Source organism: Polynucleobacter sp. 71A-WALBACH (genome assembly GCF_018882365.1).
Classification (GTDB): Bacteria; Pseudomonadota; Gammaproteobacteria; order Burkholderiales; family Burkholderiaceae; genus Polynucleobacter.
Genome location: NZ_JACVOP010000003.1, coordinates 145194 through 170105, shown reverse-complemented (window position 1 = coordinate 170105; position 24912 = coordinate 145194). Strand labels below are relative to the sequence as shown.

At 46.4% G+C, this 24912-nt stretch carries 27 protein-coding genes; 25 read left to right on the top strand and 2 right to left on the bottom strand.

What is annotated here, in order from left to right:
- Positions 1 to 78: 78 nt before the first annotated feature.
- The 24 genes from ICN42_RS10145 to ICN42_RS10030 all read left to right on the top strand — a co-directional run bounded on the left by ICN42_RS10145 (position 79) and on the right by ICN42_RS10030 (position 22631).
- Entirely contained in the window at positions 79 to 816 is a 738-nt protein-coding gene (locus tag ICN42_RS10145; protein ID WP_216254236.1) for a GntR family transcriptional regulator, read from the top strand.
- Positions 817 to 960: 144 nt separating this feature from the next.
- Positions 961 to 1380, top strand: a complete 420-nt coding sequence (sdhC, locus tag ICN42_RS10140) for a succinate dehydrogenase, cytochrome b556 subunit (RefSeq protein ID WP_216254233.1) — start codon at positions 961 to 963, stop codon at positions 1378 to 1380.
- A gap of 24 nt (positions 1381 to 1404) precedes the next feature.
- Entirely contained in the window at positions 1405 to 1770 is a 366-nt protein-coding gene (gene sdhD, locus ICN42_RS10135) for a succinate dehydrogenase, hydrophobic membrane anchor protein (protein ID WP_114691369.1), read from the top strand.
- A 4-nt stretch (positions 1771 to 1774) separates the two neighbouring features.
- Positions 1775 to 3553 carry a succinate dehydrogenase flavoprotein subunit gene (gene sdhA, locus ICN42_RS10130; RefSeq protein ID WP_216254230.1) on the top strand — a complete coding sequence of 593 codons (1779 nt, stop codon included), beginning with the start codon at positions 1775 to 1777 and terminating at the stop codon, positions 3551 to 3553.
- Between the two features lie 17 nt (positions 3554 to 3570).
- Positions 3571 to 4275 (top strand): succinate dehydrogenase iron-sulfur subunit, encoded by a 705-nt coding sequence (locus tag ICN42_RS10125; RefSeq protein ID WP_216254227.1) that lies wholly within the window; start codon positions 3571 to 3573, stop codon positions 4273 to 4275.
- A complete protein-coding gene (locus tag ICN42_RS10120) occupies positions 4272 to 4541 on the top strand; it encodes a succinate dehydrogenase assembly factor 2 (RefSeq protein ID WP_216254224.1) in 270 nt (89 codons plus the stop codon). The genes ICN42_RS10125 and ICN42_RS10120 overlap by 4 nt, the downstream gene beginning before the upstream one ends.
- Positions 4542 to 4623: 82 nt before the next feature.
- Complete coding sequence (gltA, locus tag ICN42_RS10115; RefSeq protein WP_216254219.1) at positions 4624 to 5937, top strand: citrate synthase; 1314 nt, start codon at positions 4624 to 4626, stop codon at positions 5935 to 5937.
- An 18-nt stretch (positions 5938 to 5955) separates the two neighbouring features.
- Positions 5956 to 7365 (top strand): 3-isopropylmalate dehydratase large subunit, encoded by a 1410-nt coding sequence (gene leuC, locus ICN42_RS10110; RefSeq protein WP_216254215.1) that lies wholly within the window; start codon positions 5956 to 5958, stop codon positions 7363 to 7365.
- A gap of 9 nt (positions 7366 to 7374) precedes the next feature.
- On the top strand, positions 7375 to 7578 hold the full coding sequence (locus ICN42_RS10105; protein WP_216254212.1) for a hypothetical protein: 204 nt from the start codon (positions 7375 to 7377) through the stop codon (positions 7576 to 7578).
- A 30-nt stretch (positions 7579 to 7608) separates the two neighbouring features.
- A complete protein-coding gene (gene leuD / locus ICN42_RS10100) occupies positions 7609 to 8256 on the top strand; it encodes a 3-isopropylmalate dehydratase small subunit (RefSeq protein WP_216254209.1) in 648 nt (215 codons plus the stop codon).
- A gap of 23 nt (positions 8257 to 8279) precedes the next feature.
- A complete protein-coding gene (gene leuB, locus ICN42_RS10095; protein WP_216254206.1) occupies positions 8280 to 9353 on the top strand; it encodes a 3-isopropylmalate dehydrogenase in 1074 nt (357 codons plus the stop codon).
- Between the two features lie 54 nt (positions 9354 to 9407).
- Entirely contained in the window at positions 9408 to 10565 is a 1158-nt protein-coding gene (asd, locus tag ICN42_RS10090; RefSeq protein ID WP_216254203.1) for an aspartate-semialdehyde dehydrogenase, read from the top strand.
- Entirely contained in the window at positions 10565 to 11950 is a 1386-nt protein-coding gene (locus tag ICN42_RS10085) for a FimV/HubP family polar landmark protein (protein WP_216254200.1), read from the top strand. Before asd ends, ICN42_RS10085 begins: the two co-directional genes overlap by 1 nt.
- A 7-nt stretch (positions 11951 to 11957) precedes the next feature.
- On the top strand, positions 11958 to 12785 hold the full coding sequence (gene truA, locus ICN42_RS10080) for a tRNA pseudouridine(38-40) synthase TruA (RefSeq protein WP_216254182.1): 828 nt from the start codon (positions 11958 to 11960) through the stop codon (positions 12783 to 12785).
- An 18-nt stretch (positions 12786 to 12803) separates the two neighbouring features.
- Positions 12804 to 13478 carry a phosphoribosylanthranilate isomerase gene (locus tag ICN42_RS10075; RefSeq protein ID WP_216254179.1) on the top strand — a complete coding sequence of 225 codons (675 nt, stop codon included), beginning with the start codon at positions 12804 to 12806 and terminating at the stop codon, positions 13476 to 13478.
- Between the two features lie 31 nt (positions 13479 to 13509).
- The gene (gene trpB, locus ICN42_RS10070; protein ID WP_216254176.1) at positions 13510 to 14703 is read left to right on the top strand and encodes a tryptophan synthase subunit beta; all 1194 of its coding nucleotides are present in this window, start codon (positions 13510 to 13512) and stop codon (positions 14701 to 14703) included.
- Between the two features lie 34 nt (positions 14704 to 14737).
- Positions 14738 to 15535: a tryptophan synthase subunit alpha gene (gene trpA, locus ICN42_RS10065; RefSeq protein WP_216254167.1), complete on the top strand. Its 798-nt coding sequence runs from the start codon at positions 14738 to 14740 to the stop codon at positions 15533 to 15535.
- A 22-nt stretch (positions 15536 to 15557) separates the two neighbouring features.
- Complete coding sequence (gene accD / locus ICN42_RS10060; RefSeq protein WP_216254165.1) at positions 15558 to 16445, top strand: acetyl-CoA carboxylase, carboxyltransferase subunit beta; 888 nt, start codon at positions 15558 to 15560, stop codon at positions 16443 to 16445.
- Between the two features lie 5 nt (positions 16446 to 16450).
- Positions 16451 to 17776 (top strand): bifunctional tetrahydrofolate synthase/dihydrofolate synthase, encoded by a 1326-nt coding sequence (gene folC, locus ICN42_RS10055; protein ID WP_216254162.1) that lies wholly within the window; start codon positions 16451 to 16453, stop codon positions 17774 to 17776.
- A 3-nt stretch (positions 17777 to 17779) separates the two neighbouring features.
- Positions 17780 to 18586, top strand: coding sequence for an SPOR domain-containing protein (locus ICN42_RS10050; protein WP_216254159.1), 807 nt, complete (start codon positions 17780 to 17782; stop codon positions 18584 to 18586).
- Positions 18586 to 19152: a CvpA family protein gene (locus ICN42_RS10045; protein ID WP_216254156.1), complete on the top strand. Its 567-nt coding sequence runs from the start codon at positions 18586 to 18588 to the stop codon at positions 19150 to 19152. Before ICN42_RS10050 ends, ICN42_RS10045 begins: the two co-directional genes overlap by 1 nt.
- A gap of 4 nt (positions 19153 to 19156) precedes the next feature.
- Positions 19157 to 20695, top strand: coding sequence for an amidophosphoribosyltransferase (gene purF / locus ICN42_RS10040; RefSeq protein ID WP_216254153.1), 1539 nt, complete (start codon positions 19157 to 19159; stop codon positions 20693 to 20695).
- Positions 20696 to 20764: 69 nt separating this feature from the next.
- Positions 20765 to 21973, top strand: a complete 1209-nt coding sequence (locus ICN42_RS10035; protein WP_216254150.1) for an O-succinylhomoserine sulfhydrylase — start codon at positions 20765 to 20767, stop codon at positions 21971 to 21973.
- Positions 21974 to 22007: 34 nt separating this feature from the next.
- Positions 22008 to 22631 (top strand): bifunctional 2-polyprenyl-6-hydroxyphenol methylase/3-demethylubiquinol 3-O-methyltransferase UbiG, encoded by a 624-nt coding sequence (locus ICN42_RS10030; protein WP_216254147.1) that lies wholly within the window; start codon positions 22008 to 22010, stop codon positions 22629 to 22631.
- Here the strand turns inward: ICN42_RS10030 and ICN42_RS10025 are convergent.
- Both ICN42_RS10025 and modB read right to left on the bottom strand, forming a co-directional pair.
- Positions 22624 to 23712, bottom strand: coding sequence for an ABC transporter ATP-binding protein (locus ICN42_RS10025; RefSeq protein ID WP_216862482.1), 1089 nt, complete (start codon positions 23710 to 23712; stop codon positions 22624 to 22626). The two genes, ICN42_RS10030 and ICN42_RS10025, sit on opposite strands and share 8 nt — an antisense overlap.
- Before the next feature lie 32 nt (positions 23713 to 23744).
- A complete protein-coding gene (gene modB / locus ICN42_RS10020) occupies positions 23745 to 24398 on the bottom strand; it encodes a molybdate ABC transporter permease subunit (RefSeq protein WP_216254141.1) in 654 nt (217 codons plus the stop codon).
- A 110-nt stretch (positions 24399 to 24508) separates the two neighbouring features.
- Here modB and ICN42_RS10015 point away from each other — a divergent pair, with 110 nt between their 5' ends.
- Complete coding sequence (locus ICN42_RS10015) at positions 24509 to 24844, top strand: metalloregulator ArsR/SmtB family transcription factor (RefSeq protein WP_216254135.1); 336 nt, start codon at positions 24509 to 24511, stop codon at positions 24842 to 24844.
- Positions 24845 to 24912 lie beyond the last annotated feature (68 nt).

Below are 24912 nucleotides of genomic sequence, written 5' to 3'. Positions count from 1 at the left end.
TTACACTGTCAATCATGTCTTCTATAAGATATGAGATAAGCTTGAATTTTATCCAATAGCAGCAGTCCTGGAGTTAATTTGTCACTGATATCCGAACCGATTGCCTCATTTAGTCCGCTTTATGAGCAAATCAAAGCCATGATCTTGGCAAGTTTGCAGGCCTCCGAATGGTTGCCTGGTGATGCCATCCCCAGTGAAATGGAGCTAGCAGCCCGTTATGCGGTGAGTCAAGGCACTGTGCGTAAGGCAATTGATGAGCTGGCCGCCTTAAATTTGCTGGTACGTCGTCAGGGTAAGGGCACTTTTGTAGCCACCCACCAAGAAGAAGACTTCCAATATCGCTTTTTGCGTTTAGAGCCCGACTCCGGAGAGAAGCTGCATCTTAAAAACCAGTTTTTAGCCTGCGAAAACATGCAATCAGACGCTTATACAGCGCAGTTGCTTAAATTAAAGGCAGGCGACCCCATTATTCGCATTGATCGAGTTCAAAGCTCTGCCGGTCGCCCCATTGTGTTTGAAGAGATTTGGCTACCAGAAGGGCGCTTCAAGGGGCTGACTCTCGACGCATTAAATGCCTGGCCTGGTCCAATGTACGCTTTTTATGAAAGTGAATATGCCACCCACATGGTGCGTGCAGAGGAAAAGATTAAGGCGATTCTAGCTAGCTCAGATCTTGCTAAGCACCTGCAGGTTCCTGAAGGGGCTGCCTTGCTGTCGGTCGAGCGTGTGGCTTTTACCTACGGGAATAAACCAGTAGAAATTCGGCGCGCTAGGTATGACACTTCTGATCAGCACTATGAAAACAAATTGAACTAGGTAGTAAACTCAAAAAATCAGTAAAAACCACTATTTAACCCCTTTAAACGCTAAAAAGTCCCCACCACCCCCAAGGTTTCCAATAGAATATGTTGCAACACAACAAAACCACACTGAACCTCCACCGAAAGATTGAGATTGCCCATGGTTGATGCACAGCAAAACGTAAAAAAAGATAGACCGGTTTATCGAAACATTGGTCTTGCCCAGTTGATCAAATACCGCCTGCCTTGGGCTGGAAAAGTATCAATTCTTCATCGTATTAGCGGAGCGGCATTATTTTTGATGTTGCCATTCTTGCTGTATCTCTTGGATCAAAGTTTGGCTTCCGAGATGAGTTATCAAAAGTTTCAAGCAATTACTGGCCATGTGCTGGTAAAGATCATTCTCTTGGGATTAATTTGGTCTTTCTTGCACCATTTTTGCGCTGGTATTCGCTATCTCCTGTTGGATTTAGAGATTGGCGTTGAAAAAGTAGATGCTAACCGCTCAGCGATCTTTGTATTTTGTCTAGGTCTTGCTTTGACTGCGATTGTTGGTCTCAAACTTTTCGGCTTGTACTAAGCACTTCTTCATTAAGGAAATCTAATGCCTATTTATCAAATCGGACCGAAGCGCTTAGTTGTTGGCGCTCATTACGGCCTTAAAGAATGGATTATTCAGCGTGTGACTGCCATCGTGATGGTAGTTTTCACAATCGTTTTAGTGGTTGACTACTGCATTACTGGTAGTGCGACTTATGAAGGGTGGGCTGCATTATTTAGCAATCAGTTTATGAAGCTTTTAACGCTTCTATTCTTTATCAGCTTGTTCTATCACGCTTGGATTGGTATCCGCGATATTTGGATGGATTACATCAAGCCTGTCAGCATTCGTTTAACGCTTCAAGTGTTAACTGTTTTGTATCTCGTAGCCTGTGCGGCCTATGCCGTACAAATTTTGTGGAAAGTGTAATTCAATGACCGCGATTAAAAAAGCATTGCCACGCCGCCGTTTCGACGCGGTAATTATTGGTGCAGGTGGTTCGGGTATGCGTGCTTCTTTGCAATTAGCAGAAGCTGGCCTGAACGTTGCGGTGTTAACTAAAGTTTTCCCAACGCGCTCACATACCGTTGCCGCTCAAGGTGGTATCGGTGCTTCACTCGGAAATATGAGTGAAGATAATTGGCACTATCACTTTTATGACACGATCAAAGGATCCGACTGGTTAGGTGACCAAGACGTGATCGAGTTCATGTGTCGTGAAGCTCCAAAAGTAGTTTATGAGCTAGAGCACTTCGGTATGCCTTTTGACCGCAATCCAGACGGCACGATTTATCAGCGTCCTTTCGGTGGACACACTGCGAACTACGGTGAAAAAGCTGTTCAACGCGCCTGTGCTGCAGCTGACCGAACCGGTCATGCCATGTTGCACACTTTGTATCAACGTAACGTTCGCGCAAAAACCAATTTCTTTGTTGAGTGGTTAGCGCTTGACCTCATTCGTGATGACGCAGGTGATGTAGTTGGTGTTACTGCGCTCGAAATGGAAACAGGTCAGGTTTATATTCTGGAGACCAAAGTTGTCATGATGGCAACTGGTGGTGCAGGTCGTATTTGGGACGCATCCACAAATGCCTTTATTAATACCGGTGACGGTATGGGCCTCGCAGCACGCGCAGGTATTCCATTGGAAGATATGGAGTTCTGGCAATTCCACCCAACTGGCGTAGCCGGTGCGGGCGTGTTATTGACAGAGGGTTGCCGCGGTGAAGGCGGCATCTTGCGCAACAAAGATGGTGAGCGATTCATGGAGCGTTACGCTCCTACCTATAAAGATTTAGCGCCTCGCGATTTCGTTTCCCGTTGTATGGACCAAGAAATCAAAGAAGGTCGTGGCTGTGGACCAAATGGTGATTATGTCGTCCTCGACTTAACTCACATTGGTGCTGAGACCATCATGAAGCGTTTGCCTTCTGTTTATGAAATCGGTATTAACTTTGCTAACGTTGACGTTACTAAAGAGCCAATTCCCGTTGTGCCAACTATTCACTATCAGATGGGTGGTATCCCTACCAACATCAACGGTCAAGTGGTTGTGCCTGGTAATGGCAAACATAACGACATCGTTAATGGTCTGTATGCTATTGGTGAGTGCTCTTGTGTATCCGTCCACGGTGCGAATCGTTTGGGTACAAACTCATTGCTCGACTTGTTGGTTTTCGGTCGTGCAGCAGGCAATCATATTGTGGCGATGGATCTCAAGAATCGTGAATTCAAGCCATTGCCTGCGAATGCTGGTGAGCAAACATTGGCGCGCATTGCCTCTCTTGATAACTCTACCTCTGGTGAGTATGCGCAAGATGTTGCAAACGATATTCGCAAGACGATGCAAAAGTATGCTGGTGTATTCCGTAATCAAGAGTTGATGGACGAAGGTGTTCGTCAAATGGCGAAGCTCACTGAGCGCGCGAAGCACTTGTGGCTCAAAGATAAGTCTGAGATTTTCAATACTGCGCGTATTGAAGCCTTGGAAGTTGCTAATTTGATTGAAGCCGCTAACGCGACAATGATTTCAGCTGCAGCTCGTACTGAAAGTCGTGGTGCGCACTCACATGATGATCACCAAGAGCGTGATGATGACAACTGGATGAAGCACACTCTTTGGTACAGCGAAGGTAATCGCTTGGACTATAAGCCGGTTGTATTAAAGCCTCTGACAGTTGAGTCTTTCCCTCCTAAAGAACGTACTTTCTAAAAGAAGAGAAATTAATAATGAGTGATATCCGCATATTTGAAATTTACCGCTACGATCCAGATGTCGATGCAGCTCCGCGCATGGAGCGTTATGAGCTTGAATTGACTGGTGAGCGTATGTTGTTGGACGCCTTGATTTCTCTCAAGAGACAAGATGAATCCATTTCTTATCGTCGTTCATGCCGTGAGGGTGTTTGTGGCTCTGATGCCATGAACATTAACGGTAAGAATGGCCTGGCTTGTTTAACCAATATGTTGACTCTGCCTAAAGTTATTACATTGCGTCCATTGCCTGGCTTGCCAGTCGTGCGCGATTTGATTGTCGATATGACTTTATTCTTCAAACAATATTTGTCTATCAAGCCTTACTTGGTCAATGACAATCCACCTCCAGAAAAAGAGCGCCTCCAGAGTCCTGAGGAGCGTGAAGAGCTGAATGGTTTGTATGAGTGTATTTTGTGCGCATCATGCTCCACCTCATGCCCATCTTTCTGGTGGAATCCAGATAAGTTCGTTGGCCCAGCAGGTTTGTTGCAGGCTTATCGCTTTATTGCGGATAGTCGTGATGAAGAAACTGCACAGCGTTTGGATAATCTGGAAGACCCTTACCGTTTATTCCGTTGCCACACCATCATGAACTGCGTGGATGTATGTCCTAAGCATTTAAATCCAACCAAGGCAATTGGAAAGATTAAAGAGCTGATGGTTCGTAGAGCGGTATGACCCTCAGTAATGCAGAGTTATATCGCTTAAAGAGTGATGCCCGCAGGGGCTTGCTAGAGAACGATTTAATTCTGCAGCGTTTTTTTGAGCGCCATGGTGCCCAACTCAATGCGGAAGATGGAAAAGTATTAACCCAGTTGCTAGCCTTAGAAGACAATGACCTCATGGATTTATTGATTGGTCGAAAAGATTCTGTAGCAGCATTGGAAAAAGAATCACAAGAAGCTGCCTTTAAGGCTGTTTTACAAAGGCTGAGGCAAAAGTAATTCGGTATTTTGGTGCAAGTGCAGTGCAGACGCATGATCAAATAGTGTATTAATCATCAATTTGAATGACTAAGGATTAGAAATGATTGAATCGGACATCAAGGCAAAATTATCGTTTTCGGACGGCACACCAGACATCGACTTGCCAATTTACAAGGGCACAATTGGTCCTGACGTCATTGATATTCGTAAACTTTACGGTCAAACCGGTAAGTTCACCTACGATTCAGGCTTTCTCTCTACCGCTTCTTGCAATAGCAAAATTACTTACATCGATGGCGATAAAGGTGAGCTGCTCTACCGCGGTTACCCAATCGAAGACCTCGCGCATAACTGCGACTTCTTAGAAGTTTGCTACTTGTTGCTCAATGGTGAATTGCCAAATGCCGATCAGAAAAAAGATTTCGAAGAAATGGTGATGCACCATACGATGGTTCATGAGCAAATGCAATTCTTCTTGCGCGGATTCCGTCGCGATGCACATCCAATGTCAGTGTTAACTGGCCTAGTTGGTGCAATGGCTGCGTTCTATCACGACGCAATTGATTACAGTCAGCCTAAAGCGCGCGAAGTAGCTCAGATTCGTTTGATTGCGAAGATGCCGACATTGGTTGCAATGGCTTACAAATACTCTGTTGGTCAGCCGTTTATCTATCCAGATAATTCGCTTTCATATACAGCTAACTTCATGCGTATGATGTTTGCAACGCCTTGTGAAGACTACAAAGTTAACCCAGTATTGGTTCGCGCCTTAGATCGCATCTTCACATTGCATGCTGATCATGAGCAAAACGCTTCTACATCGACAGTTCGCTTGTGCGGCTCTTCTGGCACCAATCCATTTGCTGCTATCTCTGCTGGTATTGCTTGCCTATGGGGCCCAGCTCACGGTGGGGCGAATGAAGCCTGCTTGCAAATGTTGAATGAAATCCAAGCAAATGGTGGCGTAGACAAGATTCATGAATTCATTGCTCAAGTTAAAGACAAGAACTCTAGTGTTCGTTTGATGGGCTTTGGCCATCGCGTTTACAAAAACTTTGATCCACGTGCAAAGTTGATGCGTGAGACTTGCCATGAAGTATTAAAAGAAATGGGTCTCGAAAATGATCCTTTATTCAAGTTGGCGATGACTCTCGAGAAGATTGCCTTAGAAGATGACTACTTCGTCAGTCGTAAGCTCTATCCAAACGTTGATTTCTACTCAGGTATTGTTCAGCGCGCTTTGGGTGTTCCAACAGAAATGTTTACTTGTATTTTTGCCTTGGCAAGAACAGTTGGTTGGATTGCTCAGTGGGAAGAGATGATTACTGATCCGGAGTATAAGATTGGTCGTCCACGTCAGTTATATGTTGGAGAAACTTCGCGCAAGGTTCCTAACATTTCTGTACGTAAATAAAAGCTTTAGAGGATTTACATGTCACGTACGCTTTATGACAAATTGTGGGATGACCATGTCGTCTATTCTGAACAAGATGGCACGGCCACGATTTATATTGATCGTCAGTTATTGCATGAGGTGACAAGCCCTCAAGCGTTTGAAGGGTTGAATTTAGCTGGCCGTCCAGTTTGGCGCATCTCCGCCAACCTGGCGGTTTCGGATCACAACGTTCCGACAACGGATCGTTCGCAAGGAATCGCTGACCCGATTTCTAAATTACAAGTTGATACGCTGGATCAGAACTGCGATGCCTTTGGCATTACTCAATACAAAATGAACGACGCCCGCCAGGGAATTGTTCACGTGATTGGGCCAGAGCAGGGCGCAACGTTGCCTGGGATGACCGTTGTCTGCGGTGATTCACACACAAGCACTCATGGCGCCTTTGGTGCGCTGGCTTTTGGTATTGGTACTTCAGAAGTTGAGCACGTATTAGCCACTCAAACCTTGCTCATGAAAAAGAGCAAGAACATGTTGGTCAAGGTGGATGGACGCCTTCAACCGGGCTCTACTGCAAAAGATATCGTGCTGGCAGTAATTGGCAAGATTGGTACTGCTGGTGGAACCGGTTATACGATTGAGTTTGCTGGTGAAGCCATTCGCAACCTGTCCATGGAAGGTCGTATGACCATCTGCAATATGGCGATTGAAGCAGGTGCTCGCGCTGGACTCGTAGCTGTTGATGAAACTACTATCGAATACATTCAAGGGAGGCCTTATTCCCCAAAAGGCGAGGCTTTGCGTCATGCCTTGCAATACTGGCGGACTTTACATTCGGATGTCGATGCGAAGTTTGATGCTGTTGTTGAGTTGCGCGCTGAAGAGATTGCTCCTCAAGTGACTTGGGGTACATCTCCAGAAATGGTTCTAGCCATTAGTGATCGCGTTCCAGATCCTGAGAAAGAGCGTGATGCGAATAAACGTGCAGCGATGGAACGTGCGCTTGAGTACATGGGCCTAGTTCCCAATACACCATTAAGCAACATCTCAGTTGATAAAGTATTTATCGGCTCTTGTACTAATAGTCGTATTGAAGATATCCGAGCTGCCGCCAAAGTGGTGGATCGTCTTGGTAAAAAAGTGGCAGCTAATGTCAAATTGGCAATGGTGGTCCCTGGCTCTGGATTGGTCAAAGCCCAAGCCGAGCGCGAAGGCTTAGACCGTGTATTTAAGGCTGCTGGCTTTGAATGGCGTGAACCCGGTTGCTCAATGTGCTTGGCAATGAATGCCGATCGACTTGAGCCAAGCGAGCGTTGCGCCTCAACCTCTAATCGTAATTTTGAGGGTCGTCAGGGCAATGGCGGAAGAACACATTTGGTAAGTCCAGCAATGGCTGCAGCGGCTGCTATTGAAGGTCACTTCGTTGATGTGCGTAAGATTTCTTAAGGAATTACAGTGTTTAAATGGTCTTCTTTCACAATGATTAAAAAATTAACCATCGTTGCTATCGCCGGAATTGTTCTTTCTGCTTGCAGCAATATGATGGAAGGTCTTGGAAAAGACATGCAAACTATGGGCAACTCCATGGGTGGCAACTCTACTAATACCAATCAATCCCAAACTTCAGGGAAAGATGTTGTTGTGACGCCGGTGAAGTAAGCGCTCAGTAGAAATTCAGCAAAGACCATTATGGAAAAATTTACCGTTTACAAAGGCTTGGTTGCTCCGCTTAATCGCGAGAATGTCGATACCGATGCCATCATTCCTAAGCAATTCTTAAAGTCCATCAAAAAGACCGGATTTGGACAAAACTTGTTTGACGAATGGCGCTATCTGGACCATGGTGAACCTGGTCAAGATTGCAGCACTCGCCCAATCAATCCAGATTTTGTTCTGAATCAAGCGCGCTATAAAGATGCTGGTATCTTGTTGGCTCGCAAGAACTTTGGCTGTGGCAGCTCCCGGGAGCATGCTCCTTGGGCTTTGGGCCAATACGGCTTTAGGGCGGTCATTGCGCCTAGTTTTGCAGATATTTTTTACAATAATTGCTTTAAAAATGGCCTTTTACCGATTGCTCTCTCTGAGCTGCAGGTTGACCATTTATTCAATGAAACTCTGGCTTTTAACGGCTACCAGCTCACAATTGACCTAGATGCCCAGCAAGTGATTACCCCCGATGGAACCGCCTACAGCTTTGATGTAGCTCCATTTAGAAAGCACTGCCTGCTCAACGGCTTGGACGATATTGGCTTAACCCTGCAACATGCAGATAAAATCAAGGCTTACGAAGCTGAGCGCATCCTCAAGATGCCTTGGCTTGCTACACAACTGCCGTAGTTTTATTGAGTTAAAGGCCTTTCATGAAAATTGCAGTCCTCCCGGGCGATGGTATCGGCCCGGAAATCGTTGCTGAAGCCGTTAAGGTATTAAACGCGCTTGGCCCTAAATTTGATCTCGAGACAGCTCCCGTTGGCGGCGCTGCTTATGATGTAGCGGGTCACCCATTACCGCCAGCGACATTAGAGCTTGCTAAAAAAGCAGATGCTATTTTGTTTGGTGCTGTAGGCGATTGGAAATATGACACCTTGGCGCGTGAACTTCGTCCAGAGCAAGCAATTTTAGGTTTACGTAAGCACTTAGAGTTGTTCGCCAATTTCAGGCCTGCTATTTGCTACGACGAACTTACGGCTGCATCCAGCCTTAAAGCAGAAATTGTTGGTGGTCTGGATATCTTGATTATTCGTGAACTAAATGGCGATATTTATTTCGGTCAACCGCGTGGCATTCGTACTTCCGAGCTCCCTTTATTTAAAGGTGCTCGCGAAGGCTATGACATGATGCATTACAGCGAGCCAGAAGTAGAGCGCATTGGCCGCGTCGCCTTTGAAGCTGCGCGTAAACGTGGTAAAAAAGTTTGTAGCGTGGATAAGGCAAACGTTTTAGAGACTTCACAGCTGTGGCGTGATGTCATGATTCGTGTGGGTAAAGATTACCCAGATGTTGAGTTATCACACATGTACGTTGATAACGCAGCGATGCAATTAGTTAAGGCCCCTAAAGCCTTCGACGTTGTCGTGACTGGCAATCTTTTCGGAGATATCCTGTCAGATGAGGCGGCTATGCTCACTGGCTCAATTGGTATGTTGCCCTCAGCCTCATTGGATAAAAACAATAAAGGCTTATATGAGCCAAGCCACGGCTCTGCGCCTGATATCGCTGGTAAAGGTATCGCTAATCCACTGGCGACTATCCTATCTGCCGCCATGATGTTGCGTTACTCATTGGGTATGCCCGCTGAAGCAGATCGTATTGAGGCAGCTGTACAAAAAGTCTTGTCTCAAGGCTTGCGCACTGCTGATATCTTTACTGAAGGCACAAAAAAAGTTTCTACTGTTGAAATGGGCGATGCTGTTGTTGCCGCTCTTTCAAAATAAGCATTACTTACATACAAAAAATACATCATCACACTGAATAGATAGTTGATCATCATGGCAAATACAAAAACACCATTAGTAGGCTTAGTTGGCTGGCGCGGTATGGTTGGTAGCGTTCTCATGGAGAGAATGTTGGCCGAAAAGGATTTTGATCTCATTGAGCCGGTATTTTTTAGTACTAGCCAGGCTGGTGGCGAAGTCCCGCTTTTGAATGGTCAAAAAGTTACTAAGAGCGAAAATACTTTGCAAGATGCAAACGATATCAAAGCGCTATCACGTTGCGACATCATTTTGACTTGCCAGGGTGGCGACTACACCAATGAAATTTTTCCTAAGTTGCGTGCTGCTGGCTGGCAAGGCCATTGGATTGATGCGGCTAGTGCCTTACGTATGAAGGATGATGCCGTTTTAGTTTTGGATCCAGTAAATCGTCCAGTGATTGATAAAGCTTTGGCTGCTGGAGGAAAAAACTGGATTGGTAGTAACTGCACAGTTAGTTTAATGATGATGGCTATGGGTGGTTTAGTAAAAGCTGACATGGTCGAGTGGATTAGTGCCATGACCTATCAAGCCGCTTCTGGCGCTGGCGCACAAAATATGCGCGAACTTCTCTTGCAGATGGGCGCATTGCGTGACAGCGTGGCTACTGAATTAGCTGAGCCATCCTCTTGGATTCTGGATATCGATCGCAAAGTTACAGAGACTTTGCGCTCACCAGATTTTCCTAAGAAAAATTTCCGCAACACACCTTTGGCAGGCAGCTTAATTCCTTGGATTGATGTCCCGGTTGAGAATGGCCAAACTAAAGAAGAGTGGAAGGGCGGCGCTGAATTTAATAAGATCTTGGGTCGACCTGCATTCAGAACGCCTGGAAGTATTCCTATCGATGGTTTATGTGTCCGTGTTGGCGCTATGCGTTGTCACTCACAAGGTTTGACCATCAAACTTAAAAAAGATATCCCACTCAAAGAGATCGAAGCAATTTTGGCTAACGATAATCAGTGGGTGAAGGTTGTTCCGAATGATCGCGAAACGACTGAGCGTGAATTATCCCCGGCTGCAATTAGCGGTACGTTAACAGTACCTATTGGCCGTTTACATAAGATGGCTATGGGCCCTGAATACCTGGGTGCTTTTACGGTCGGCGATCAACTATTGTGGGGTGCTGCTGAGCCATTGCGTCGCATGCTCCGCATTTTGTTAGAGCGCTAATGTTCAGGTTTAGCCAAATTCATTTTGTAAGAGCGCTTTGCTTAGTTTGGCTAAGTTGGTCATGTACAGCAGGAGCTATTTCTCTCGGCTCCCCAAAACTACTCTCTAGACCTGGTGAGCCCCTCAAAGTAGAGTTCCCAATTCGGGTTGGGGCGGATGAACAGTCTGCTCTCTCTAGTTTGAATGTCGGTATTGCTAACAAGTCTGCCTATGATCGTTTGGGTATCTCCCAAAAGATCCTATCCCTCAACCCGCAGGCGATGATCTATCGCAATCAACAAGAGCAGTTGATGGTCTTGCTCGAGACGGTTGAATCTGTGCCCATGACAGACGACCCTTTCTTGGATGTTTTGGTAACGCTAAATTGGTCAGCTGGTAGCCTTACTAAAACCTATACATTGTTACTTGGCGATACTCAGAAAATTCTGGTCAAACCCGGTCAAACTCTTTCGGAAATCGCAGCGCAGTTAGCGCCTCAATTGCAAGGTGCCACGCTAAATCAGACGATGATGGCTTTATTTAAAGCCAATCCTGATGCATTTGCCAGCGGCAGCATTAGCCGCCTAGAAGCTGGTGCTGAACTGAATCGGCCAAATCAAGCTTTACTGCGCTCGATTAGCCCGGCTGAGGCTCAACAATTTGTAGCCGAATCAAATGCTCAATGGATCGCTGAGCGCGAAGCTAAGGGTGGGGCACAAAGTGCAAGCACTCTGAAGAAGGGCGAAGATACGCCAGCAAAAGATAGACTCAAAATTGGATCAAGTGCAGAAGGTAGTTCTGAGGAACGTCGCTATACAGAAGATCTCGTTGCGCAAGAAAAAGCGCTTGAACAAACGCGCATCCGTGTAGCTGAGCTTGAAAAGAATATCGCTGATTTGCAACGCTTACTGGATCAGGCCAAAGGCAAGTCCTCAGAGCAGGCAAAGCAGAATGGTGCGTTTGGCTTGGGTGGATTTGCACCAGCGATTTTTGCTTTGGGCTTAATGGGGCTCACAGGTTTATTGCTTTGGTTGCTAGCAAAAAATGCGCGACGTTCCGAAGTGCGCAATTTTTCAGATGCGATTCCTGAGGCGGCTACAACTACTAAACAGCCTGACCTATCTCAAGGCGTTATGCCAGCTCGCGCTAAGGCATTGTTTGCGGGGATTGATTTAGATCTAAGCCCCGCTAAAAAATCTAGTAAACCACCGGTAGCCGAGGTAAACCCACTCGCAGATGCGCTTCGCGTCAAGTTAAATTTAGCCCGCGCCTACATCACTATTGAAGACTTCGCAGCAGCTAAAAAATCCCTTCAAGAGATTGTTCATATTGGTGGATCAATAGATCCTGCCATTACGGTCGAGGCTCAAGGCTTGTTGGCCGAGTTGTCCCACAGAAATAGCTGACTTCACGATGAGGATCGCCTTAGGCCTTCAGTATGATGGCAGCCCTTATTCTGGGTGGCAGTCTCAAGTTAATCAAATCACGATCCAAGATGAATTAGAAAAAGCTATTTCTGCGTTTGTGGGAATCGATGCTCTAAAATCTAATCCTATCCGAGTAATCACAGCAGGTAGAACGGATACAGGTGTTCATGCGCTAGGCCAAGTTGTTCACTTTGATGTCGGGGTTGAGCGAGAAAACTGGTCTTGGGTCAGGGGGGTAAATACCTTCTTGCCTGAATCGATCGTAGTCAATTGGGCTCAGCCAGTTTCTGAAGAATTTAGTGCGAGATATTCTGCGCACGAGCGTACTTATATCTACGCATTGCATGCGGGGCCGTGCCGCTCTCCCATGACAGCGGATCGTGCGGGTTATGTGATGCTGCCAGCAGATCGCTGGTTTGATGTTGATGCCATGAGGCTTGCTGCTGAGTGTTTAATTGGTGAGCATGATTTCACCTCATTTCGGTCTTCAGAGTGCCAAAGCAAAACTCCCATAAAGACAATGTATTCCATCGAGATTTTCTCGAATGCACCTTGGTTGTATTTCAAGATTAAAGGTAATGCATTTCTGCATCATATGGTTCGCAATCTAGTGGGTAGCTTTATACAGATAGGTGTCGGCAAGCAAAAAGCAGAATGGATGGCAGAGGTCTTGGCAGCCAAAGACCGCAGCATTGCAGCACCTACATTCTCTCCAGCAGGCCTCTACTTAGCTCAAATTGCTTATCCTGAGGAGTTTCACATTCCCAAACCCTGGCTTGAAAATTCTTGGCTGCCTAAGGCGGTTATTGCCTAAGGCCTTATCATTTCCCTTATGGGCTTACTTACTTACTCTCCCACTCGAACCAGAGTCAAAATCTGCGGCCTAAAGACGCCAGCAGATGTAGATGCTGCTGTTGCCGCAGGCGTGGATGCCGTTGGCTTTGTTTTTTACCCGCCAAGCCCTCGGGCTGTAAGCCCCAATATCGCTGCTGCCCTGATTTCTAGACTTCCAGCAGGGGTGGATGCTGTTGGACTGGTCGTAAATGCTTCAGATGCTGAATTTGAGGCTATTAGAGCGGCCGCCTCCATTACTTTGTGGCAGTTTCACGGGGATGAGTCACCTCAGGAGTGTGAGCGCCTTGCTGCGGGTCAGCCTTGGATGAAGGCTGCGCGCGTTGGGGCAGGCTTCGCATTTGATGATTTTTCCCTACAATATAGCCATGCAAATGCCTTTTTGCTCGATGCTCTAGTTGAGAGTTATGGAGGAGGGGGTGTTCCTTTTGATTGGTCAGGAATTCCACAAGCATGGATAAGCGCAAACGCGCCTCAGGTCGTTTTGAGTGGTGGATTGAACGTTCACAACGTGGGCGAAGCGATTGCTCGTCTGCATCCTTGCGCGGTTGACGTCTCTAGCGGCGTAGAAATCAGCAAAGGTGTAAAAGATCACGTCTTGATGAGGGGGTTTATCGAGGCGGTTCGTGCTGCTGACGCAAGCACACCATCCTAATTATTTGCAGTAACTAATCAAAGAGGTATTTATGTACGATAAGCCAGATGCACGAGGACACTTCGGTCCTTACGGAGGCGTATTTGTTTCTGAGACGTTGATGTTTGCTTTGGATGAACTCAAAGCAGCTTACGCTAAATATCAATACGATCCAGAGTTTCTTGAAGAGTTTCATTATGAACTCAAGCATTTCGTAGGACGTCCATCACCGGTTTATCACGCTAAACGTTGGAGCGAGATGTTAGGTGGTGCGCAAATCTATCTCAAACGCGAGGATTTGAATCACACTGGCGCTCACAAAATTAATAATGTAATCGGTCAAGCAATGTTGGCTAAGCGCATGGGTAAGCCGCGCATTATTGCTGAGACTGGAGCAGGGCAGCATGGGGTTGCGACTGCAACTATTTGCGCTCGCTTTGGTTTAGATTGCACTGTCTATCAAGGTTCTGTTGATGTGGCGCGTCAAGCGCAAAATGTCTTTCGCATGAAATTACTTGGTGCAAAAGTAGTTCCTGTTGAGTCTGGTACTAAAACACTTAAAGATGCGTTAAATGAAGCAATGCGTGATTGGGTTACGAATGTAGAAGATACTTTCTACATCATCGGTACTGTCGCAGGTCCTCATCCGTATCCCATGATGGTTCGAGATTTTCAGAGTGTGATCGGCGAAGAGTGCAAAGTGCAGATGCCTGAAATGACTGGACGTCAGCCTGACTACGTAATGGCGTGTGTTGGCGGAGGCTCCAATGCGATGGGTATTTTTTATCCTTACATCGATTTCCCTGAAGTGAAATTGGTTGGTGTAGAGGCTGCAGGTCACGGTTTAAATAGCGGGCTTCACTCTGCAGCGCTCTGCGAAGGTAGGCCGGGTGTGTTGCACGGTAACCGTACCTATCTTTTGCAAGATGAGAATGGCCAAATTTCTGAAACACATTCCGTTTCCGCTGGTATGGATTATCCCGGTGTTGGTCCTGAGCATGCTTGGTTGAAAGATTCAGGTCGCGCTGATTATGTGGCAATTACCGATGAAGAGGCGTTAAAAGCGTTTCACGACTGCTGTCGTATTGAGGGCATCATTCCCGCTTTGGAGTCATCACATGCGATTGCATATGCCTGCAAATTAGCGCCAACACTATCTAAAGATAAAACAATCTTGGTGAACTTATCTGGCCGCGGTGATAAAGATATGCATACGGTTGCGCAAGCTACCGGCTCCGAAGGTTAAATCAAGAATCAATACAGAATAGATACGAATTTCAATGTCAAAAATTACCGCACTCTTTAATGAATTAAAAGCCTCTGGAAAAAAAGGGCTCATTCCTTTTATTACTGCGGGCGATCCGGACCCCAAGCTCACCGTTGAATTAATGCACGCAATGGTTCGTGGTGGCGCCAATGTTATTGAGCTCGGCGTACCTTTTTCTGATCCGATGGCAGATGGTCCAGTGATTCAACGCTCATCCGAACGGGCGCTGTCCCAAGGCGTTACCTTGCACGGCTGTTTGGATATGGTGAAAGAGTTTCGAAAGATGGATGCCAAGACACCAGTTGTTTTAATGGGATACGCTAATCCTGTGGAGCAAATGGGGGCCGAGCGCTTCGCAACTGAAGCTAAGGCTGCTGGTGTAGATGGTGTGTTGATTGTTGATTACCCGCCAGAAGAGTGCGTTGATTTCGCTGCCCGCATGAAGGTGGCAGGTGTCGATCCTATATTTTTGCTGGCTCCTACTTCATCACCAGAACGCATAAAAGATGCTGCCAAAATAGCTTCTGGTTATATCTATTACGTATCCATGCGAGGTGTTACAGGCGCCTCCCACCTGAATACGCAAGATGTGGCCAGCATTATCCCCAAGATCCGTGATGCTACGGCCATCCCCATTGCCGTCGGCTTTGGCATTAATGACGCTGAAAGTGCCCGTGCGGTATCAAAAACAGCAGATGCAGTGGTCATTGGCAGTCGAATTATTCGACTTTTGGAGGATTCTGCACCTGGCCAGGCGGTACAATCACTTGAAACCTTCATACGTGAAATTCGCGTCGCTTTAGATAGTTAATGCACTGGATAGTTGAAAACTGATGAGCTGGATCGATAAATTACTACCCCCACAAATCCAACATACGGATCCTGCTAACCGCAAATCTGTGCCTGAGGGTCTGTGGGTTAAGTGTCCCAGCTGTGAAACAGTGCTTTACAGCACTGATATTGAGGCGAATCTATCGGTTTGCCCTAAATGTAGTCATCACATGCGCATTGGTGCACGTCAGCGACTCGATAGTCTTTTGGATCCAAAAGGGCGTTATGAGATTGGCGCAGATATTTACCCAATCGATCCACTGAAGTTTAAAGATTCCAAAAAGTATCCTGACCGCCTAAAAGAGGCTACTGATGCCTCAGGCGAATCCGAGGCTATGATTGTTCTCGGTGGGAAGATTGAGAGTATTCCTGCAGTAGTCGCCTGTTTCGAGTTCCAGTATATGGGTGGCTCTATGGGTTCCGTCGTGGGTGAACGATTTGCTCGCGGCGTGCAAGAGGCAATTGCTAAAAAGTGCGCCTTCATCTGCGTTACTGCTACTGGTGGTGCACGTATGCAAGAAAGCTTGCTGTCGCTCTTTCAGATGGCAAAAACGAATTCTATGCTGACTTTGTTGTCCAAAAAAGGCTTACCGTATATCAGCGTGCTAACAGATCCAACAATGGGCGGAATTTCTGCCAGCTTCGCGTTCATGGGTGATGTAGTAATAGCTGAGCCAAAAGCTTTAATTGGTTTTGCAGGTCCGCGCGTCATTGAGCAAACAGTCCGTGAAAAATTACCAGAAGGCTTTCAGCGCTCTGAATTTTTATTGCAAAAGGGCGGTATTGACATGATTGTGGATCGCCGCCAAATGCGCGGTGAAATCGCCCATCTGCTGGCATTGCTGCAGCAGCTTCCTGAGCCTGCGATCGCGGGTAGCGCAGCTGTATAAAGCGCTTGAGTTCCGCACACCAACCCCCCATTCTTTTTTCTAGCCTTGCGGCTTGGCTTAGTCACCTCGAAACTGCTCACCCTGTCGGCATCGATATGGGTCTTGATCGAATCAATCGCGTTAAAGCTGCCTTAGGCCTTCATTTCGAATGCCCCGTTATTACCGTGGCCGGAACCAATGGCAAAGGTTCAACTTGTGCCTACCTTGAAAGTATTTTGTTGGCATCTGGCTACAGAGTCGGTTGCCATATGTCCCCACATTTACTGAAGTTCAATGAACGCGCTCGTTTTAATGGTGAGGAAGTAAAAGATGATCTATTGCTCGAGCATTTTGCGGCTGTAGAGAAAGCACGCGTCAGTTTGGTGGATGCGCCAACCTTAACGTATTTTGAATTCACCACCTTGGCAATCATGCATTTATTTTCTAAGTTGAACTTAGATGCTGTAGTGCTTGAAGTTGGCATGGGTGGTCGCCTTGACGCAGTCAATATCGTCGACGCAGATTGTGCGATCGTCACGAGTATTGATATTGATCATGCCGATTTTTTGGGTGGTACGCGCGAAGCAATCGGACGTGAAAAGGCTGGAATTTTTCGCCCTGGCGGCATCGCAGTTTGCGGGGATCCAGTACCCCCACAATCCTTAATTGATTACGCCGAGAAACTCGGATGTGATTTATGGCTTCAGGGTCGTAACTATAATTTTCAAGGTGATAAACAGCAGTGGGGTTGGGCTGGCCGCCAAAAACGCTTTAGCGGATTGGGTTATCCCGCTTTACGTGGGGCTAATCAAATCCTGAATGCCTCTGCTGTGATTGCCGCCTTAATGGCATTGCATCAGCGCTTGCCAGTGAGTGCTCAAGACATTCGCAATGGCTTTGCTTTGGTCGAGTTACCTGGACGTTTCCAGGTACTCCCAGGTCAGCCTACGATAGTTTTGGATGTTGCTCATAATCCTCATGCTGCTGCTACCTTAGGGCAAGGTTTGGATAAGATGGGCTATCACCCCTATACCTATGCCATATTTGGGGCTATGGCTGACAAAGATATTGCAGGGGTCATTAAGCCTTTGTTAGGCAGTGTTGATTTCTGGTTTTGTACTGATTTACCGACTCCGCGCGCAGCTAGCGCCAAATCCTTATCCGAGAAGCTAGTTGAGCTCGGCGTATCCGTCAAAAATGGGGAAGATGGCGGTATTGAGTGCTTCCCAGATCCTGCTGCAGCGTATCAAAAAGCGCTCTCTAAAGCAGGTGAGGGTGATAGAATTGTCATCTTCGGATCCTTCTATACCGTTGCCGGCGTAATGGCATATCGAAATAACCAGGCGCATTGATCCATGATTCGTTTACCGAAGCTTTTTAAGCGAAACTCTGAGACTGAAGACCTTGACCGAGGTTCAGTGAGGGGTCGTCGTACAGTCAATAAATTAGCTCCCCGTAGCTTTCAACGCGCTCAAGAAAATGAAGAGCTCGCCCTTACTGAAGATCCAGAACAGCAACGTGCCCGTCATCGCCTCATTGGCGCAGCTGTCTTAGTCTTAATTGCTGTAGTGGGTTTACCTCGTATTTTGGATAACAAACCCAAGTCTGTGAACAACGATATTGCTGTGAATATTGTTAGCAGCCTTCCCGCGCCTAATGCTGCATTGCCAGTGAGTGATGAAAAGACTAAGCCAGCCGTAGTTGTTGAAACACCCGTAAAAGAAAAAGAAGTTACTCAAGCTAAAGACCTTGTAGTGACGCCAACCCCTGATGCAAAGTCCGAGACCAAGGCCGACACCAAGTCGGCGCCTACTGCAAGCAAAGCCAACGCGATTGGTTTGGCTGCTGGTGAAGAGGTAGTAGCAGCACCCAGCGTGGTTACTAAATCTAAAACTGAAGAGCTTCCAAAAAAAGCAGGCCCCGGTAAATATGTAATTCAGATTGGTGCTTTTGCTTCCGAAGAGCGTGCTAAGGGCTGGATTGCTAAGATGAAGGATCAAAAGATCCCTAATTATGTACTCAATAAGACGGGCGCTGATGGTACGAAACTTTATGTTTTAAGGGCTGGCCCATTCACAGACAAGGATGCAGCTGAAGCTGCTGAGAAAAAGGTCAAAGCCATGGGTCTATCTCCAAGGCTGGTTGAGGTTGGTGCGCCCTAATGGAATATTTATCCACCCTGAAACTAACCCCGGTGGATTACTTCACCTTAGTAGTCCTATTGGTTTCCGCTTTAGTGGGAATTTCTCGAGGCCTATTTAAAGAAGTATTGGCCCTAGCCTCTTGGTTTATTGCGGCCTGGGTTGCCTATCACTACACCAGCTATCTTTCTGTTGAGTGGTTATCCACTTTTCACATGGATGAGCTACTGAGTTTGGGTGTGAGTTTTCTAATTCTGTTTATTCTGACCTTGATTGTTTGTGGCTTGGTCGGCAATGTCATTCAAAAAATTATCTTGTCCGCTGGCTTGAGCATGACGGATCGTTTTCTGGGTCTTGTTTTTGGCTTAGTCCGCGGCGGAGTAGTGGTAGTCGTGATGGCAACATTAGCGGCATTAACCCCAATACCTCAGAGCATGGCTTGGCAAAAAGCAATTACTCGTCCAGCTATCGACATGGCAACTGGATTAATTAAAAATTGGCTACCTGCCGATTGGGCTAAACAATTAGGTGATGCAATGCCTAAAATTACACCTACCGTTACACCTTCATTAACAATAGGGATCTAGGCTTATGTGCGGCGTCGTTGGAACAGTTTCCCACTCCCCAGTTAATCAGCTGATATATGACGCATTGTTGCTATTGCAACATCGTGGTCAAGATGCGGCCGGCATGGCAACGATGAATGGCAACTCATTCACGATGCATAAAGCCAATGGTTTAGTACGAGATGTATTTAGAACGCGCAATATGCGTAGTTTGTTAGGTAGTGCCGGCATTGGTCAGGTGCGCTATCCAACTGCTGGCTCAGCCAGCAGCGAAGAAGAGGCCCAACCGTTTTACGTCAGCGCGCCTTACGGAATTATCTTGGCGCATAACGGTAATCTTACAAATGCGGCGAGCCTGCGTGTTGAGATGGCTTATCGCGATCGTCGTCACATTAATACCAGTTCAGATACGGAAGTTCTATTGAACGTATTGGCTGATGAGCTTCAAAAAGAAACCAATAGCGCTGCCTTAGATGAGGGCGCTATGTTTAATGCGGTCACTCAAGTCACTAAGCGCGTTAAAGGTTCTTATGCAGTTGTTTCTTTGATGGCTGGTTATGGTCTATTAGCATTCCGCGATCCATTTGGTATCCGTCCTTTGTGTATTGGTCGCATTGATACGCCTAAGGGTCCAGAGTGGATGATTGCTTCTGAGTCAGTAGCGCTTGATGGTCTGGGCTTTACCTTTGTGCGTGATGTCAATCCTGGTGAGGCGATCTATATTGATTTGGATGGTAATTTCTACTCACGTCAGTGTGTGGCTGATGCAGTTCTGACGCCTTGTATTTTTGAATACGTTTATATGGCTCGTCCTGATTCAACTATTGATGGTGTGACTGTTTACAACGTACGTATGCGTATGGGTGATTATCTTGCCGAAAAGATTCGTAAAGAAACTATTCCAGGTGAAATTGATGTGGTGATGCCGATTCCAGATTCTAGTCGACCAGCAGCAATGCAGGTTGCCAAGCGTCTAGGCGTTGACTATCGCGAAGGCTTCTTTAAGAATCGTTATATCGGTAGAACCTTCATCATGCCAGGTCAGGCAGTTCGTAAAAAATCAGTACGCCAGAAACTCAATGCCATGCGTATTGAGTTTAAGGATAAGACAGTATTAATTGTGGATGACTCGATTGTTCGGGGCACTACCTCGTTTGAGATTGTGCAGATGGCTCGTGAATCCGGTGCTAAGAAAGTGATTTTTGCTTCTGCCGCACCTCCTGTGCGATTCCCCAATGTCTACGGCATCGATATGCCGACACGCAGTGAATTAGTCGCTTACGGCCGTACTGATGAAGAGATCAATAAGATGATCGGCGCGGATCAATTGATTTATCAAAGCGTCGAAGATATGAAGCAGGCCGTGAAGGACATTAATCCTAATATCCAGCATTTTGAGGCTTCTTGTTTTGATGGTAATTACATCACGGGCGATATTAATGAATCCTATCTAGATGCTCTAGAGGCTGCGCGCAATACCTCTGAGGCTAAGGCTGATCGCCAACGTGATTCCAGTGACTTTGCGCGTTCACAGCTTCATTTGCACTTGGCTACCGAAGACTAAAAACAACGATAGGGTTCCTCAGGCGCTACTGTCTGAGGCAATTCTCCGATTCGGTGTCAAAATAGCGGTATGAAGAGCACAACCACACGTAAAAAACCTGATTTCTCAAAGCTTGCACTTGAAACCTTAGCGGTTCGTGCTGGCACTCGTCGTACTGCTGAATATCAAGAGCATTCAGAGGCGATGTTCCTGACCTCTAGCTTTTGCTTCGATAGCGCTGAGTTAGCGGCTGATGGTTTTGCTCACGCAGATCAGGGCTTCATTTATTCCCGCTTCACCAATCCAACAGTAAGCATGTTTCAGGATCGCCTGGCCGCTTTAGAGGGCGGTGAGGCTTGCATTGCGACTTCTTCTGGCATGGCTGCTATTTTGACAATGGCGATGTCTCACTTGCAGGCAGGCGATCATGTGGTTTGCTCTCGCTCTGTTTTTGGTGCGACCATTCAATTGTTCAGCAATATTTTGGGCCGTTTCGGCATCACCACTACCTATGTGGATTTGTCGAACACTAAGGCTTGGCAGGATGCCGTCCAAGAAAACACTAAATTGTTTTATTTGGAAACACCATCGAATCCATTGACCGAGATTGCAGATATCAAAGCCATCTCCAAGATAGCTAAAAAAGCGAAGGTTCTTTTTGCGGTTGATAACTGTTTTTGTACGCCTGCTTTACAAAAGCCTCTCGCCTTGGGAGCTGATGTCGTGATTCATTCTGCGACCAAATATTTAGATGGACAGGGACGTGTGGTTGGTGGCGCCATTGTGGGAAGCAATGATTTCATCATGGGCAAAGTATTTCCTTATGTGCGAACTGCTGGTCCTACGCTTTCAGCATTCAATGCTTGGGTATTCCTAAAAGGCTTGGAGACTCTAGAGTTGCGTATGAAGCAACAGAGTGCAAATGCTCTAGCAATTGCTGAATGGCTAGAAAAGCAGCCTGGGGTAGACCGTGTTTACCATCCAGGCCTGAAGTCTCACCCTCAACATGCGTTGGCTAAGCGCCAACAAAAGGCCGGTGGCGCAATCTTATCTTTCACCCTAAAGGGTGGTAAGAAAGCTGCATTCAAGCTGATTAATCAAACTAAGCTTTGCTCTATCACCGCTAACTTAGGTGATACGCGTACAACCATTACCAATCCTGCGACAACGACCCATTGCCGAGTCAGTCCAGAGGCCCGTAAAGCTGCTGGTATTACTGATGGCCTGGTTCGCATTGCGGTTGGTTTGGAGAATGTAGTTGATTTAAAAAATGATCTCATTGGTGGTTTGAAAAAGTAATTCATTATTTAATTAACCTGAGGCAAGTTATCCAATGAGCTTTACTGATGCTACCCAGTTCTGGAATGAACGATTTGATAAAGAAGAGTTCATCTTTGGTAAAGAGCCAAATGAGTATCTTGTTGCGCAAGCCCCCCAGCATCTAAAGCCCAACTCTTCTGTTCTCTGTATTGCCGATGGAGAAGGGCGCAATGGTGTATGGCTAGCAAAGCAGGGAATGCGCGTTACTGGCTTTGATGTCTCTGACATCGCGCTTACTAAGGCCAATCATTTTGCCAAAGAAAATCAGGTCAATATCCAATATAGCCTCTCTGACACGGACAGTTTCGAGTGGCAGCCCAATACCTTTGATGCGGCAATAGGAATCTTTATTCAGTTTGCCGATCCAGAAATGCGTGTTCGGATTTTTAACCAGGTTCGTCAAACCCTGAAACCTGGCGGCTTATTTATCCTTCAGGGGTATACGCCGAAGCAGTTGGAATACAAAACTGGTGGTCCATCACTAATTGAGCACTTGTATACCGAGGAGTTAATTCGTGAACTAACTCCGGGATTTGAGATTCTAGATTTACAGTGCTATGAAAAAGAATTGTCAGAGGGCGCCCGCCATGCTGGCATGTCAGCCTTGCTTGGAATGGTAGCTAAAAAAATTAATTAGGTATTGTGGATTCTTGGAATCTACGGGGATCATTGATAGGCCGTAATGGCATGATATGAATTTGATCACCATCTAATTCAATGTGCATTAACTTGTCAACTTCAATTTGCAGTCGCTTCACTTCTGCGGCTGATGCCTCCCATTCAATCGTATTCGAACTGTTTTCAATTCGAAACTCAATGACTGCGATTTGTCCTAAGCTACTCACTTTTTCCACTGTGGCACAAACGCTGATATCAGAAGGGTTGGCATGGACGCTTAGACCATTTTGTGGAATGACCCAAGCAACGCGCATATTGGGAGGAATCTTGCCCTTATCAGCCACGGAGAATATGTGCTGGCAGCCATCCCAAGTAAGACTCCCAGAATCAAAGATGCCATGAAACATATTGCTTATTCCCACTAATTCAGCAACCCTAGAATTTCGAGGTTTTTGAAATAAGGTCTGCGGGGTAGCGGTTTGTAGGCCTATACCTTGATCAATTACGGTAATTCGATCGGCTAGTAAATCAGCCTCTCTCAAGTCATGAGTTACCAGAAGAATCGGGATATTTAAATCTTTCCTCAGATCTGCCAATGTCTTATAGAGGCTTTGTCGTGTTGGGGTATCAATGGCGGAGAAGGGCTCATCAAGTAAAAGTACCTTAGGTTTTCGTGCGAGCGCCCTAGCAAGCGCAACCCGTTGCTGCTGTCCACCCGACAACTGATGTGGCATGCGATCCCCCAGTTCGGAAATCTCCATTTTTTTTAGCCACTCAAATGCAATTGCCTTGCGTCCATTCGTATTGAGGCCTGAATTCTGTAGTGGAATACAAACATTCTCTAGCGCGGTAAGGTGAGGGAAAAGGGCGTACTGTTGAAATAGAAAGCCGCAAGAGCGCTGAGCTGCAGAAAGCGATTTGCTTGTGCCGCCGAATTCCTCAGCCTCAAACCAGATTTCTGTATCGCACTCAATTTTTCCAGCGCTAGGATTTCTTAATCCGGCGATAGTTCTTAGTACGGTTGTTTTTCCACTGCCTGACGGCCCCACTAGGGCATGTAACTCACCAGGCGCGCATTCCAAATTGATTTGGATAGGCATAGGCAAGCTCTGGATAAGTCTAAGTTTTAACACTATGCTCTGCCCCTCTGACTAACGAGCGTGGCTCGTCCAAATAAGCCATAGGAAATAGCAATGGCCACTAAGGAGATGCCAAGCAGTAGCAGGGAGAGTGACCCAGCTCCAGCAGTATCGAAGCTCTGAACTTTGTCATAGATCGATATGGATACTGTTTTGGTTTCCCCTGGGATTGCACCGCCAACCATGAGGACGACACCAAACTCACCCAGAGTATGGGCAAAAGTGAGTGCAGCCGCACTGGTAATGCCTCGCCAAGCCAGCGGCAGATCTATTAAGCGAAAGATTTGCCAATTACTCAAACCACTCACTTGGGCAGCTTCCCTGATTTCGGGATTAATGGCCTCAAAGGCCCTCTGAATAGGCTGAATTGCAAATGGGACATTCACAATCAAGGAGGCCAGCAAGATTCCCGTAAATGAAAAGACGAGAGGAATGCCTAAGATGCTGGTATTTCCAAATGAAAGTAAAAAGTAATAGCCCAGTACGGTTGGGGGGAGGACTAAGGGCAATGCCAATACCGCCTCAACCCAGGGGCGGCTTCCGCGTAGTGTTGCCAGCTTGTGTGCAACCCAAACACCAAAGGGCAATATCAGTGCCATGGTCCAAAAGGCCAGCTTTAAAGAGAGCAATATTGCGTCAATATCCATTCATTTCATTGTATTGGTTGTTATGCCTAGGGTAACTCTCTATATGAGGAGCTGGTATTGAAGTGTTAAATATGCACATATACGCATATAACATCTTGATGCCTTAAATCATGAGCTCTAAATTCGCAAACGCCACAAAAAAGCTATCCCCAGAATCAATGGAAAAGGTATTCGCTCGGGTAGCTGAATATTTCAACGTACTATCGGAGCCATCGCGTTTGCGCATCATGTATGCCATATGTAGCGGGGAAAAGTCAGTATCTGAAGTGCTTGAGTTATGCGGTTCTAGCCAGGCCAATGTTTCTCGTCATCTTTCAGCTCTCCACAAAGCTGGAATCTTGCTTAGACGCAAAGAAGGTACGACTGTTTTTTACTCTATTGCTGATAACGCAACTGTCGAGATGTGCCAAACAGTTTGCGCGAAGATTGCAGAGAGTATGCATTAAGTTTTGAGGCATCTATTCATTAAAGTAAAGATCACATGACCAAAAAACAAATTGAGATCAGCACACAG

Excerpts from the sequence above, each read along its gene's own strand:
- sdhC (WP_216254233.1), top strand. The coding sequence starts at position 961 with ATGGTTGATGCACAGCAAAACGTAAAAAAAGATAGACCGGTTTATCGA.
- sdhD (WP_114691369.1), top strand. The coding sequence starts at position 1,405 with ATGCCTATTTATCAAATCGGACCGAAGCGCTTAGTTGTTGGCGCTCAT.
- sdhA (WP_216254230.1), top strand. The coding sequence starts at position 1,775 with ATGACCGCGATTAAAAAAGCATTGCCACGCCGCCGTTTCGACGCGGTA.
- ICN42_RS10125 (WP_216254227.1), top strand. The coding sequence starts at position 3,571 with ATGAGTGATATCCGCATATTTGAAATTTACCGCTACGATCCAGATGTC.
- ICN42_RS10120 (WP_216254224.1), top strand. The coding sequence starts at position 4,272 with ATGACCCTCAGTAATGCAGAGTTATATCGCTTAAAGAGTGATGCCCGC.
- gltA (WP_216254219.1), top strand. The coding sequence starts at position 4,624 with ATGATTGAATCGGACATCAAGGCAAAATTATCGTTTTCGGACGGCACA.
- leuC (WP_216254215.1), top strand. The coding sequence starts at position 5,956 with ATGTCACGTACGCTTTATGACAAATTGTGGGATGACCATGTCGTCTAT.
- leuD (WP_216254209.1), top strand. The coding sequence starts at position 7,609 with ATGGAAAAATTTACCGTTTACAAAGGCTTGGTTGCTCCGCTTAATCGC.
- leuB (WP_216254206.1), top strand. The coding sequence starts at position 8,280 with ATGAAAATTGCAGTCCTCCCGGGCGATGGTATCGGCCCGGAAATCGTT.
- asd (WP_216254203.1), top strand. The coding sequence starts at position 9,408 with ATGGCAAATACAAAAACACCATTAGTAGGCTTAGTTGGCTGGCGCGGT.
- ICN42_RS10085 (WP_216254200.1), top strand. The coding sequence starts at position 10,565 with ATGTTCAGGTTTAGCCAAATTCATTTTGTAAGAGCGCTTTGCTTAGTT.
- truA (WP_216254182.1), top strand. The coding sequence starts at position 11,958 with ATGAGGATCGCCTTAGGCCTTCAGTATGATGGCAGCCCTTATTCTGGG.
- ICN42_RS10075 (WP_216254179.1), top strand. The coding sequence starts at position 12,804 with ATGGGCTTACTTACTTACTCTCCCACTCGAACCAGAGTCAAAATCTGC.
- trpB (WP_216254176.1), top strand. The coding sequence starts at position 13,510 with ATGTACGATAAGCCAGATGCACGAGGACACTTCGGTCCTTACGGAGGC.
- trpA (WP_216254167.1), top strand. The coding sequence starts at position 14,738 with ATGTCAAAAATTACCGCACTCTTTAATGAATTAAAAGCCTCTGGAAAA.
- accD (WP_216254165.1), top strand. The coding sequence starts at position 15,558 with ATGAGCTGGATCGATAAATTACTACCCCCACAAATCCAACATACGGAT.
- ICN42_RS10050 (WP_216254159.1), top strand. The coding sequence starts at position 17,780 with ATGATTCGTTTACCGAAGCTTTTTAAGCGAAACTCTGAGACTGAAGAC.
- ICN42_RS10045 (WP_216254156.1), top strand. The coding sequence starts at position 18,586 with ATGGAATATTTATCCACCCTGAAACTAACCCCGGTGGATTACTTCACC.
- purF (WP_216254153.1), top strand. The coding sequence starts at position 19,157 with ATGTGCGGCGTCGTTGGAACAGTTTCCCACTCCCCAGTTAATCAGCTG.
- ICN42_RS10035 (WP_216254150.1), top strand. The coding sequence starts at position 20,765 with ATGAAGAGCACAACCACACGTAAAAAACCTGATTTCTCAAAGCTTGCA.
- ICN42_RS10030 (WP_216254147.1), top strand. The coding sequence starts at position 22,008 with ATGAGCTTTACTGATGCTACCCAGTTCTGGAATGAACGATTTGATAAA.
- ICN42_RS10025 (WP_216862482.1), bottom strand. The coding sequence starts at position 23,712 with ATGCCTATCCAAATCAATTTGGAATGCGCGCCTGGTGAGTTACATGCC.
- modB (WP_216254141.1), bottom strand. The coding sequence starts at position 24,398 with ATGGATATTGACGCAATATTGCTCTCTTTAAAGCTGGCCTTTTGGACC.
- ICN42_RS10015 (WP_216254135.1), top strand. The coding sequence starts at position 24,509 with ATGAGCTCTAAATTCGCAAACGCCACAAAAAAGCTATCCCCAGAATCA.